This window comes from Polyangium sorediatum (assembly GCF_029946465.1).
Taxonomy (GTDB): Bacteria; Myxococcota_A; Polyangia; order Polyangiales; family Polyangiaceae; genus Polyangium; species Polyangium fumosum.
This window is the reverse complement of sequence record NZ_JARZHI010000060.1, coordinates 30,583-43,390: the sequence shown is the minus strand read 5'-3', so window position 1 is coordinate 43,390 and position 12,808 is coordinate 30,583. Positions and strand designations below refer to the sequence as shown.

The 12,808-nt window shown below is 68.1% G+C and carries 8 protein-coding genes; 5 read left to right on the top strand and 3 right to left on the bottom strand.

Annotated features, from left to right (window positions below; genetic code table 11):
* Positions 1 to 43: 43 nt before the first annotated feature.
* Positions 44 to 730 (bottom strand): hypothetical protein, encoded by a 687-nt coding sequence (locus tag QHF89_RS38800; protein ID WP_136971144.1) that lies wholly within the window; start codon positions 728 to 730, stop codon positions 44 to 46.
* A gap of 4 nt (positions 731 to 734) precedes the next feature.
* Entirely contained in the window at positions 735 to 1,973 is a 1,239-nt protein-coding gene (locus QHF89_RS38795) for a LysM peptidoglycan-binding domain-containing protein (protein WP_136971145.1), read from the bottom strand.
* Between the two features lie 161 nt (positions 1,974 to 2,134).
* Between QHF89_RS38795 and QHF89_RS38790 the strand changes: the two genes are divergently transcribed.
* Positions 2,135 to 2,746: a Spy/CpxP family protein refolding chaperone gene (locus tag QHF89_RS38790; RefSeq protein ID WP_232379991.1), complete on the top strand. Its 612-nt coding sequence runs from the start codon at positions 2,135 to 2,137 to the stop codon at positions 2,744 to 2,746.
* A 33-nt stretch (positions 2,747 to 2,779) separates the two neighbouring features.
* The gene (locus QHF89_RS38785; RefSeq protein ID WP_136934859.1) at positions 2,780 to 2,974 is read left to right on the top strand and encodes a hypothetical protein; all 195 of its coding nucleotides are present in this window, start codon (positions 2,780 to 2,782) and stop codon (positions 2,972 to 2,974) included.
* Here QHF89_RS38785 and QHF89_RS38780 read toward each other — a convergent pair.
* Complete coding sequence (locus tag QHF89_RS38780; RefSeq protein ID WP_284721487.1) at positions 2,971 to 4,089, bottom strand: hypothetical protein; 1,119 nt, start codon at positions 4,087 to 4,089, stop codon at positions 2,971 to 2,973. The two genes, QHF89_RS38785 and QHF89_RS38780, sit on opposite strands and share 4 nt — an antisense overlap.
* A gap of 201 nt (positions 4,090 to 4,290) precedes the next feature.
* Between QHF89_RS38780 and QHF89_RS38775 the strand changes: the two genes are divergently transcribed.
* The 3 genes from QHF89_RS38775 to QHF89_RS38765 all read left to right on the top strand — a co-directional run bounded on the left by QHF89_RS38775 (position 4,291) and on the right by QHF89_RS38765 (position 12,807).
* Positions 4,291 to 5,490: a HEAT repeat domain-containing protein gene (locus QHF89_RS38775; protein WP_284721486.1), complete on the top strand. Its 1,200-nt coding sequence runs from the start codon at positions 4,291 to 4,293 to the stop codon at positions 5,488 to 5,490.
* Entirely contained in the window at positions 5,445 to 6,158 is a 714-nt protein-coding gene (locus tag QHF89_RS38770) for an NAD(P)H-binding protein (RefSeq protein ID WP_136971148.1), read from the top strand. The genes QHF89_RS38775 and QHF89_RS38770 overlap by 46 nt, the downstream gene beginning before the upstream one ends.
* A 214-nt stretch (positions 6,159 to 6,372) precedes the next feature.
* Positions 6,373 to 12,807 (top strand): HAMP domain-containing protein, encoded by a 6,435-nt coding sequence (locus tag QHF89_RS38765; protein ID WP_136934863.1) that lies wholly within the window; start codon positions 6,373 to 6,375, stop codon positions 12,805 to 12,807.
* The last annotated feature ends 1 nt before the right edge of the window (position 12,808 follow it).

Sequence of the window (12,808 nt, the reverse complement as noted above, 5' to 3'; positions counted from 1 at the left end):
GCGCGCGAGGATACTGCCTCGGCGCGCGCGCTTGCACGCGGATTCAGAAGCCGAGGGGGTCGTTCGTCGAGAGGAAGTACGTGTGCTTCGCGGTGGTCTTCGCCCCGTCGAAGGGGCGGAACGCGAGGCTCCGGTAGGCCTTGGCGACGCAACGCTCGAAGTCCGCGCTCCACCAGGGCTTCAGGCCGACCGACATGGGGCTCAAGCTCACCCGACCGATCTTGCCCTCGGGCTCGACCTCGAAGACGACCGAGAGAAACCCCTTCGCGTCGGGCTGTTTCTTTCGCTCCTCGACGTGACAGGCCCGCACCTCGGGGCGCATGCGGTCGTTCGACTGCGTGATCGAGCTCTCCCCGCTGTCGCTGTCCGTGGCCTTGCCCTCGACGCTCGGGGTCGGGGGGTGGGCGGCGGGGTCGTCCGCGAGGGCCAGCGCGGGGGGCGGGGGAGGGCACTCGGGGCAGTTGACGTACGAGGGCGACCGTCCGAAGGCGCCGAGGAAGATCAGGCCGCCGAGGCCCGCGACGGCGACGTGGGTGAACACGAGGAGCGTGATCCAGACGCCGCGGGATTGCGGGGGCTTGCCGGCGGTTTGTCGCAGCCGCGTGTTCTCGGTGATTTGCTCGGCGAGCTCCGCCTCCCGCACCCGAAGCGACGCCGCGCGCTCGGCGAGCTTCGCTTCGAGCGTCTCGATGCGCATCCGCGCGGCGTCGAGGTTGTTCCGGTACTCCATGGCGTTAGCGCCCGTGGGCCGAAGGCCCGCGCGTCGCGCCCGCGGCAGTGCGCGGCGGCGGGGCCGCGCGCCGCTTCGGGACGGCCGGCGCCTTCGGCGGGGCAGGGGGCTTGGGCACCGGAATCCGGTACGTCCGGCCCATCTTGATGTCGATGGTCTTGAGCCCGTTCGCGCCCTGGATCGCCTCGACGGTCGTCCCGTACCGGCGGGCCAGGATCTGCAGCGTGTCGCCGCTCCGGGCCTTGTGCATCACGACGGCGTCGGCCACGTGCGGCGGCGCGACCTTTTCCCGCTTGAGGAACGCCCCCGCGCGGCGCCCGAGCTCCTGCGCGACCGGGCTCACGTAGCGCACGTGCAGGTGGTTGCCGTGCCCGCGCGCGTGCCGCACGATGGGCCGGGGGTGTTTGCCGCGGACCTGGAAGACCTGATCCAGCCAGGCCTCGTCCTCGCCCTTGCGGAGGGCGTGGGCCACGAGCAGGCGCTGCACGGACGTGTCGATGAGCACGAGCTCCACGTCGGACTCGCTCACGATCGTCTTCACGAAGGCAAACGTGCGTTCGAGGTCGAGGTTCGACTCGGTCGCCCGGACGAACGTGGTCTTCGGCGGGTTGTGGTAGTAGCCGAGGTCCACGTCGCGGCCCGACTGGTGGCTCCTGTGGGGCGAGAGGTGGCCGCCCTTCTTGCTGCTGATGTGCCCGATGGCGAGGGGCGGGGCGCCCGGGTGCTCGGCCGCGACCTTCTCGATGCTGCGCGCGATCGCGTCCACGGTCTCCTGCGTGCCCCAGGCGCACGAGGGATCCTGCACGATCCACTTCTCGCTCTTCGGCATCTGCACGCCGTTCACGAGCGCGCCCGCGTTCGTCGCGCCGAGCGAGAGCGGACCCACGGAGGCAGGATCGCTGCGGTAACGCGCTTCGAGCTGGGTCACGCTGAGCGCCAGCAAGGGCGACGGCGGCTTGGGCGGCGGCGGGGCCGCGACGGGGGCTTCGGCCTCGGAGCCTTCCGCCTCGGCGGCTTCGGCTTCGTCGTCGTCCGGCCCTTCCTCGTCGTCGTCGTCGGGGTCCGCGGCGGGCTCGTTCGTCGCGACGGGCGTGGCGATCGGCGCGGGCTTGCGTGCCGTGGCTTGCACGGGCTGCACCAGCATCGGGGTGCGCCCGCTCGTCTTCGGCCCTGCTTCCGCGGGCGCGGTGGCCGCGCAGCCGGGGAAGACGAGGAAAACGAGCCCGAAGAACCACCGCCGCATCGAGACGACTCTACCCGAGGCTGGCTGGACCTGGCCACTCTCTTGGGTCGCGTAGGTCTTTGCGCTTCTTCACACCGAGCGGGGCGCGCCCTTCACACGCGCGAGTGATGTTCCTCTGCGTGAACGACGCGGCGCGCGAAAAGCCGCGGAAGAGAGGGAACATGCTCGGATTTCTGATCGGAACTGCTTGCCTCATCGGCCTCGTCAAGGTGCTGCGCCACGGCGGGTGCCACCGCGGCTACGGCTACCGCAGCTTCGGGTACGGCGGCGCTTGTGGCTCGTACGGCGGCGGCGGGTGGGGCGGGCGCGGCTACGGCCCTGGCGGCTGGGAGGGCGGCGGGTACGACCGCGAGCACGGCGGGCCCTTCCGGACGCACGGGCGGGCGGGCTTCCGGCCCGGCGGGTACGGCATGACGCACTTCGTCCTGCGGCGGCTGTTCGAGGCGCTCGACACGACGCCGGGCCAGGAGAAGGCCATCGCGGCGGCGTTCGAGGAGATGCGCGAGGTGATGACCAAGCACCGCGGCGAGCTGCGCAAGAGCCGCGAGGACCTGGCGAAGGCGATGCGCAGCCCGAGCTTCGACGAGACCGTGATGGGCGAGCTCTTCGCGCGGCACGACGCGGCGCTCGAGGCGATGCGCAAGGCGACGGTGGGCTCGATGGCGAGGGTGCACGAGGTGCTCGACGAGCGGCAGCGGGCGCGCCTCGCGGACTTGATCGAGCAATCCCCGGGGTTCTGGGGCGGTTTCGGCGGGCGAGGCGTGGAGATCTGAGGCGCGGTGCGCGTTGAATCGAGAGGTGAGACCATGAAGCGGAGACTTGCGATCGTGCTTTTGACCCTGGGGACCATCGGCGGGTATGCCGCCGGCTTCGCGAGCCTGCGTTGTCATAGCTGGCAGCGAAGGCAGCACTTCGAGAACCACGTCGCGAAGGTGTGCGTGGACGCCGCGCGGAGGGCCGAGCCGCCCGCGCCGCCGCCCCCGCCCGCGCCGCCGCGTTAACGTGATTCCGGCTGGGTCTCGGTCGGGGCAGGCCGCGCCTGCTCCGGCCCGGGCCAGAGCTCGGGCGGGTAACTCAGCTCCACGAGCAGCTTCTCGAAATCCGCGATGGGCATCGTGCAGCGGCCGTAGCGGTCGACGATGTGCGTCCGGATCCCCTCGAACCAGGTTTGTTGGGGGTCCATCGGATCGTCGTACAACACCGTTCCGTTCGGACGATCGAGCTTCAGCACCCGGATCTTGTGCGCCGCGTGATCGGCGCTGCCCGCGGCCCTCCGCACGGGGCTGCGCACCTTCGGCAGCTCCAGCGTGGCGAAGACCGCCTCGCCCGCGGCGGTCACGCGCTCGATGATCGAGAGCGCGTCGCGGTGCAGATCGGCCACGCCGCTCGTGTCCAGGCCGAGCTGCTTGAACAGCGCCGCGAAACGCGCGTGCCCATCGGAGAGCGTCTCCCAGCGGTGCCCCGTGATCCCGACGAGCAGCCGATCGAAGGCGCCGAGGCTCAGCCCCGTCCCGGTGTTCTTCACGCCCTCGAACTGCCCGTCCTCCGCGTTGTGGTAGTCGAGCTCGGGGTAGGCGAACTCCATGCAGGCGACCTGGAACAACCGGCTTACCGGGCTCCTGCGGTATTCGTGTTCGTCGGGTTCGAGGACGTCCTCGTCGCGCACGAGCTCCCCGCCGCTCCGGAGCGCCACCTGGCCCGTGGGGCTGACGAGCCCCGCGATGATCCGCGCGTATTCTGCTGGATCTCGCTCGGCCACGTAGATCTCCACGCACGTCGCGGCGCACGTGCCCTTGAGGCCCTGCGTGATGCGGCCGGGATGAACGATGTTGCGGATGAGCTCGCCGAGCAGGATGGTTCGTCCCGGCGCGTCTTCGAACGACGCCACCATCGGCGCGTCGGCCACGGCCCAAAGGCTCTCGTGCAGCGCCTTTCCGAGCGCGTCTTTGCGCGTGAGCAGGCCGCGGCTGCCGAGCTCGCGGAGCGCTTCGACGCTCCGTTTGCGCCAGATGCCCACGATTTCCCGGTCCCTGAGGGGATAGGTGGGATGGACCGGGAGATCGAGATGCTCCTCGAGCCGATCGACGATCTCTTGAAGGTCCTCGTGATCCGTCATGGTTTTTCTCCGGAATTCCCCGCCCCGGGTCATTCGCCCCCGACGTTGGGCCCGATCCTGACGTGTTTCCCAGCGCCGAGCAAGGATTCGCGGCTTGCCCCGGGCCTCGATCCTGCTAGGGCGGGCCGCCGCCACGTGGAGCCGATTTCGAGTAGCATCCGCGCCGTGCCCCGTGCCCGCGCATCGCTTTACGTCTCCGCCATGAGCGTCGTGTTCCTGGCGCTCGCGCCTGTGCTCGTGGAGGCCCATACGATTCCGGGCGGGCTCACGTTGCACCAGATGGCGAGCGCGGCCGACGTCATCGCGGCCGCGCGCATCGAGCATGTCGGCGCCGAGCCCCACGGCGCCGGCCCCTTGCCGCCCGTCGAGGCCCGGATCCTCGCATGGTTGCGAGAGGGCGACACGAAGGTGGGAAAGATTCGTTTCGTGCCGCACCGCCATGCCGATGAGAGCTATGTCGTCGGCGAGGAGATCCTCCTCTTCCTCGAACGCAGGCGACCCGATGCAAAGGACGCCGCGGCCGTGCCTTATCAATCCGTCGAGGCCATCGCCGATCGGATCGTGCTCGTGCCCGCGACCCGCGCGACGTGGATCGACGCCACGCGCGTGTATGCCGCGCTCGGCAAGGGCGCGCGGGCGAGCGCCGATCCCGCCGCGCTCGGGCGCGTCACCGTCTCCATGCTCGGCTCCGCGGAGCCTCGGGTCGTGACCTTCGCGCTCCGGGATCTCACGCTCGCCGGCGCGGCGCCCTTGATCGGCGAGGCCGACGTCCCTGCGCTCACCGCGCTTCTCGACGACGGCGCGCGGCCCGCCACCTTGCGTGTCGGCCTGCTCATGGAGCTCGAACGCCGCAAGCTCGTGCCCGTGGGGCCGAGCTGGATTCCGCTCCTCCGCGCGGCGCCTCCGAACGATCGTGTGCAGGTCATCCGCGCGGCCGCGGCGCGCGCCTTCGTACCGGCCGTGACGGCGGAGCTCGCCTCCATTCTGGAGAAAGGCGAGCGCGACGCGGCCATCGCGGCGGCGCGGGCGCTTGGCGCCGAGGGGAATGAGGCCGCTGTCGAGCCGCTCGGGCGCGCCGTGGATCGGGAGCCGGAGGAGCTGCGCTTCGCCGCGCTCGGCAGCCTGCGCCGCGTGGGCTCGCCGGCCGCGCGGGAGATCCTCGCACGCGTGGCGAAATCGCACGCCGATCCCGAGACCCGGCGCGTGGCCACGACCGAGCAGAACCTCCTCGACGCCCGCGCCTCCGCGCCTCCGCCCGCGCCCGCGCCCGCCGGGACGAGCGCGCCTTCGCCGTCGTCGGGCACGGGGCTCGGCTGGAAGGGCATCACCGCGGGGATCGTCGCCGTGATGCTCGCATGCCTTGTGGTTTTTCTTCGCAAAGGGAAAGGAAAGTCGGAATGAGTTTGCAAGGACGAACCGCGCTCCTCGCGGGCGCGACGGGCCTCGTTGGACGGAGCTGCCTCGAGCGCTTGCTCGAACACCCGGCGTACGCGCGTGTCATCGTGCTCGTGCGCAGGCCGACCGGAATCAACCACGACAAACTGCAGGAGATCCGCGCTGATTTCGACGCGCTTGAAGGCCTCTCGTCGTTGCCCGCCGTGGATGACGTATTCATCACGCTTGGTACGACCATCAAGGCGGCAGGCTCACGACCGGCATTTGCCAAGGTCGATCACGATTATGTGGTCTCCGTCGCGAGGCTCGGAAAACGTGCGGGAGCCCGCCGGCTTTCGCTCGTGTCCAGCATCGGAGCGGATCGCACCTCGATGAATTTTTATCTGCGTGTCAAAGGCGAGGCTGAGCGCGACATCAGCGATCTCGGATACGAATGCGTCGATATCCTGCGCCCGAGCATGCTCCTGGGCGATCGCACCGAGCACAGGGCGGGCGAGGCGTTCGCCACTCCCATCCTGCGCGGCGTGAGCGGGGCCATGATCGGTCCTTTGCGTGTGTATCGCCCGATTGATGCGCGCGACGTCGCGGCGGCGATGGTGGCAAGCTTGGTGTCCGATGCCACGGCAGGCGTGCGTATCCGCACGTTCGACGACATTCGCCAACTCGCGTCGTAGCAGCAAAAAAACAGCCTGGTTGTCCGGGCCGACCATGGGCGCGCGAACGGGTTTTTCCCGGTCGTTGGACCGCACACGATCGACAAGCACGAATTCCACAGGGGCATAAGGGTGTGCCCTACGCCGGAACCGGTGAGCGCCGGATTTCGCCAAAGGGGGCCCTCGGTAGGATGCGATTTGTTGCGGGCGGCGCGTCGTCGTCCCAGGGGATGCCATGCCGAAACGTACGCTGGATGGATCGACCCGCGCCTCGCGCGCAGCGACCGCTCGTGAAAAAAGGGTCCCCGGCTCCAAGCCCATCGGGGCCAAGTCCAAGAACGCCTCGGCCGACGTGAAAAAGAAGACGCGCGGTGCGACCGTCGCCGAGCGACCGGCGGCGCGCGAGGCCGCGGCGGTCGGAGGGGTCCTCGATCGCAAGCTGATGCTCGAAGCGCTGACGGCGCTCAAGAAGGGCAATTTTTCGGTGCGCCTGCCCATCGATTGGGAGGGCCTCGATGGGAAGATCGCCGATACCTTCAACGACGTCGTCGAGCTGAACAGCCGGGTGACGAGCGAGCTCGAGCGCGTGAGCCGCGTCGTCGGCAAGGAGGGCCGCATCGGCGATCGCGCGGCGGTCGCGGGGCTCTCCGGCGCGTGGGCGCAGAAGGTCGGCAGCGTCAATGCGCTGATCAGCGATCTCGTGCACCCGACGAGCGAGATGGCGCGCGTCATCGGCGCCGTGGCCAAGGGCGATCTCTCGCAGGCCATGGCGCTCGAAGTCGACGGCCGCCCGCTCGAAGGCGAGTTTCTGCGCACCGCGAAGACGGTGAACACGATGGTCGATCAGCTCGGCTCGTTCGCGTCCGAAGTGACGCGCGTGGCGCGCGAAGTCGGCACGGAAGGCAAGCTCGGCGGTCAGGCCGAGGTGCAAGGCGTCGCCGGCACCTGGAAGGACCTGACCGATTCCGTCAATTTCATGGCCGGCAATCTGACGGCGCAGGTCCGCAACATCGCGGCGGTGACGACGGCCGTCGCGAACGGCGACCTTTCGAAGAAGATCACCGTCGACGTGCGCGGCGAGATCCTGGAGCTGAAGAACACCATCAACACGATGGTGGATCAGCTCCGCTCGTTCGCGTCCGAAGTGACGCGCGTGGCGCGCGAAGTCGGTACGGAAGGCAAGCTCGGCGGTCAGGCGGACGTGAAGGGCGTCGCGGGCACGTGGAAGGATTTGACGGACTCCGTCAATTCGATGGCCGGTAACCTGACAAGCCAGGTGCGTAACATCGCGGCGGTGACGACGGCCGTCGCGAATGGGGATCTTTCGAAAAAGATCACCGTCGACGTGCGCGGCGAGATCCTGGAGCTGAAGAACACCATCAACACGATGGTGGATCAGTTGAACTCGTTTGCGTCGGAAGTGACGCGCGTGGCGCGCGAGGTCGGCACGGAAGGCAAGCTCGGCGGCCAGGCCGAGGTGAAGGGCGTCGCGGGCACGTGGAAGGATTTGACGGACTCCGTCAATTCGATGGCCGGTAACCTGACGAGCCAGGTGCGTAACATCGCGGCGGTGACGACGGCCGTCGCGAATGGGGATCTTTCGAAGAAGATCACGGTCGACGTGAAGGGCGAGATCCTGGAGCTGAAGAACACCATCAATACGATGGTCGATCAGCTCAACTCGTTTGCGTCGGAAGTGACGCGCGTGGCGCGCGAGGTCGGCACGGAGGGCAAGCTCGGCGGCCAGGCCGAGGTGAAGGGCGTCGCCGGCACGTGGAAGGATCTGACGGACAACGTCAATTCGATGGCCGGCAATCTGACGGTCCAGCTCCGCGACGTGTCGAAGGTCGCGACGGCCATTGCGAACGGCGATCTAACGCAGAAGATCACCGTCGATGCGCGCGGCGAGATCCTCCAGATCAAGAACGTCATCAACACGATGGTGGATCAGTTGAGCTCGTTCGCAGCCGAAGTGACGCGCGTGGCGCGTGAGGTCGGCACGGAAGGTAAGCTCGGCGGTCAGGCGGACGTGAAGGGCGTCGCGGGGACGTGGAAGGACCTGACGGACTCCGTGAACTCGATGGCCGGCAATCTGACGGTCCAGCTCCGTGACGTGTCGAAGGTCGCGACGGCCATTGCGAACGGTGATTTGACCCAGAAGATCACCGTCGATGCGCGTGGCGAGATCCTCCAGATCAAGAACGTCACGAATACGATGGTCGACCAGTTGAGCTCGTTCGCGGCCGAAGTGACGCGCGTGGCGCGCGAGGTCGGCACGGAGGGCAAGCTCGGCGGTCAGGCGGACGTGAAGGGCGTCGCGGGCACGTGGAAGGACCTGACGGACTCCGTGAACTCGATGGCCGGCAACCTGACGGCGCAGGTCCGGAACATCGCGGCGGTGACGACGGCGGTCGCGAACGGCGACCTGTCGAAGAAGATCACGGTCGACGTGAAGGGCGAGATCCTGGAGCTGAAGAACACCATCAACACGATGGTCGATCAGCTCAATTCGTTTGCGTCCGAAGTGACGCGCGTGGCGCGCGAGGTCGGCACGGAGGGCAAGCTCGGCGGTCAGGCGGACGTGAAGGGCGTCGCGGGCACGTGGAAGGACCTGACGGACTCCGTGAACTCGATGGCCGGCAACCTGACGGCGCAGGTCCGGAACATCGCGGCGGTGACGACGGCGGTCGCGAATGGGGATCTCTCGAAGAAGATCACGGTCGACGTGAAGGGCGAGATCCTGGAGCTGAAGAACACCATCAACACGATGGTCGATCAGCTCTCGGGGTTCGCCTCCGAAGTGACGCGCGTGGCGCGGGAGGTCGGCACGGAGGGCAAGCTCGGCGGTCAGGCCGAGGTGAAGGGCGTCGCGGGCACGTGGAAAGACCTGACGGACTCCGTGAACTCGATGGCCGGCAACCTGACGGCGCAGGTCCGGAACATCGCGGCGGTGACGACGGCGGTCGCGAACGGGGATCTTTCGAAGAAGATCACCGTCGATGTGCGCGGCGAGATCCTGGAGCTGAAGAACACCATCAACACGATGGTCGATCAGCTCCGATCGTTTGCGTCCGAAGTGACGCGCGTGGCGCGCGAGGTCGGCACGGAAGGCAAGCTCGGCGGTCAGGCGGACGTGAAGGGCGTCGCGGGGACGTGGAAGGACCTGACAGACTCCGTGAACTCGATGGCCGGCAACCTGACGGCGCAGGTCCGGAACATCGCGGCGGTGACGACGGCGGTCGCGAACGGCGACCTGTCGAAGAAGATCACGGTCGACGTGAAGGGCGAGATCCTGGAGCTGAAGAACACCATCAACACGATGGTGGATCAGTTGAACTCGTTCGCGTCGGAAGTGACGCGCGTGGCGCGTGAGGTCGGCACGGAGGGCAAGCTCGGCGGTCAGGCCGAGGTGAAGGGCGTCGCCGGCACGTGGAAGGACCTCACCGACAACGTCAACTCGATGGCCGGCAACCTGACGAACCAGGTCCGCGGCATCGCGAAGGTCGTGACCGCGGTCGCGAACGGGGACCTCAAGCGCAAGCTCTCCGTCGACGCGAAGGGCGAGATCGCCGAGCTCGCGGACACCATCAACGGCATGATCGACACGCTCGCGACGTTCGCCGATCAGGTGACGACCGTCGCCCGCGAGGTCGGCGTCGAGGGCAAGCTCGGCGGCCAGGCGAGCGTCCCGGGCGCCGCGGGGACGTGGCGGGATCTGACGGTCAACGTCAACCAGCTCGCGGCGAACCTGACGACGCAGGTCCGCGCGATCGCCGAGGTCGCGACGGCCGTCACGAAGGGTGACCTCACGCGGAGCATCAAGGTCGAGGCCCAGGGCGAGCTCGCGGCGCTCAAGGACACGATCAACGAGATGATCCGGAACCTGCGCGACACCACGCTGAAGAACAGCGAGCAGGACTGGCTGAAGACGAACCTCGCCAAGTTCTCGCGCATGCTCCAGGGCCAGAAGGACCTGCTCACGGTCGGGCGGCTGATCCTCTCGGAGCTCGCGCCCGTCGTCTCCGCGCAGCAAGGCGTCTTCTACACGATGGACGTCTCGAAGGAGGAGCCGATCCTGAAGCTCCTCGCGAGCTACGCGTACAAGCAACGCAAGCACTCGGACAACCAGTTCCGCCTCGGCGAGGGGCTCGTGGGCCAGTGCGCGCTCGAGAAGGAGCGCATCCTGCTCGTCAACGCGCCGCCCGACTACATCACGATCACGAGCGGCCTCGGCGAGGCGGCGCCCGTGAACATCGTGGTCCTGCCCGTGCTCTTCGAGGGCCAGGTCAAGGCCATCCTGGAGCTCGCCTCGTTCGAGCGGTACAGCCCGACGCACCTCGCGTTCCTCGATCAGCTCACGGAGTCGATCGGCATCGTGCTCAACACGATCGAGGCGAACATGCGCACCGAGGATCTGCTGAAGCAATCGCAGTCCCTCGCCCGCGAGCTGCAGAGCCAGCAGGAGGAGCTGCGCCAGACGAACGCGGAGCTCGGCGAGAAGGCGCGCCTGCTCGCCCAGCAGAACGTGGAGGTCGAGCGCAAGAACCGCGAGGTCGAGCAGGCCCGTCAGGCCCTCGAAGAGAAGGCCAAGCAGCTCGCGCTGACCTCGAAGTACAAGTCCGAGTTCCTCGCGAACATGTCGCACGAGCTAAGGACGCCGCTGAACAGCCTCCTGATCTTGTCCGAGCAGCTCTCGAAGAACACGGAAGGCAACCTCTTCGCCAAGCAGGTCGATTTCGCCAAGACGATCCACTCGTCCGGCAACGAGCTGCTCGGCCTCATCAACGACATCCTCGATCTGTCGAAGATCGAGTCGGGCACGGTCGTCGTCGATGTCGGGGAGGTCTGGTTCCGCGACCTCGCCGACTACGTGGAGCGCACGTTCCGGCACGTCGCGGACGCGAAGAAGCTCGAGTTCGAGCTCGACTTCGCGTCCATGCTGCCGCGCTCGATCCACACCGACGCCAAGCGCTTGCAGCAAGTCTTGAAGAACCTGCTCTCGAACGCCTTCAAGTTCACCGAGCGCGGCAAGGTGCGCCTCGAGGTCCGCACCGTTTCGGACGGCTACAGCCCCGAGAACGAGCACATCGGCCGCGCGGGCTGGGCGATCGCGTTCAGCGTGCACGACACCGGCATCGGCATCTCGACCGACAAGCAGCAGATCATCTTCGAGGCCTTCCAGCAGGCGGACGGCTCGACGAGCCGCAAGTACGGCGGCACGGGCCTCGGCCTCGCCATCAGCCGCGGCATCGCGAACCTGCTCGGCGGCGAGCTGCGTCTGTCGAGCCAGCCGGGGCGCGGCAGCACCTTCACGCTCTACGTGCCGCACGTGTACGCGACGCCGCAGCGCGTGTCCCGCGGGCGCGTGGTCACGATGCAGGAGGCCACGAGCGCGCTCGCGGCCTACGAGGTGCCCGAGCCCCTGATCATCGACACGCCGCCGCTCTTGCCGGTGTCGATCGAGGACGATCGCACGGCCCTCCGGCCGGGCGAACGCTCGCTGCTCGTCGTCGAGAACGATCTCGCGTTCGCGCGGCTCATCGTGGAGGTCGCGCGCGAGCACGGGCTCAAGGCCGTGGTCGCGCACCGCGGGGCTGACGCGCTCTCCATGGCGCGTGAGCTCAAGCCCGCCGCGGTCTCGCTCGATCTGCACCTGCCTGACATCGACGGCCTGCGGGTCCTCGATCGGCTGAAGCACGACCTCGGCATGCGGCACGTGCCGGTGCAGGTGATCACGACGGACGTCGACGAGCGCGAGCGCGCGCTGCGGATGGGCGCGCGGGACGTGCTCTCGAAGCCCGTGCGCACGCGGGACGCGCTCACCCACGCGATCGAACGGATCATCGAGTTCCTCGACGCGCCGCGGCGCTCGCTCCTCGTCGTCGAGCCCGAGGGCCCGGAGCGCGCGGCCAAGTTGAACCTGCTCCAGCACGACCTGGTCGACGTCCGCGTCGCGAGCACGGTCGACGAGGCGATGGACCTGCTCGCCGTGGAGCGCCCGGATGCCGTCGTGACGGCCGTGGATCTGCCCGACGGGCATGGGCTCGACCTCGTGCGCCGCGCCTCGGGGATCACGATGCTCTCGAACGTGCCCTTCATCGTGCACGCGGCCGGAAGCACGTCCTTGGCCGACGAGGAGCGCATCGAGCGGCTCGGCCACAGCGGGGTCCTCAAGCACAGCCGATCGGACGAACGCTTGATCGACGAGGTCGCGCTCTTCCTGCACCTGCCGATCGACAAGCTCACGCCGCCGCAACAGCAGGCGCTCGAGCGGCTTCACAGCTCGCAGCAGGTGCTCGCCGGCAAGCGCGTGCTCATCGTGGACGACGACATCCGCAACATCTTCGCGATGACGACCATCCTCGAAGAGCAGGGGATGATCACGCAGGCGGCGGAGACGGGGCGGGACGCGATCAAGGTGCTGGAAGAGAGCTCCGAGGTCGATGTCGTCCTCATGGACATCATGATGCCCGAGATGGACGGATACGACACGATCCGGACGATCCGCGGGCGCGAGGAGTGGCGTGCACTTCCGATCGTCGCCGTGACCGCGAAGGCCATGAAGGGCGATCGCGAGAAGTGCTTCGAGGCGGGAGCGACCGACTACATCGCGAAGCCCGTCGATCCCGAGCAGCTCTTCGCGCGGCTGCGTTTCTGGCTGCACCGATGAG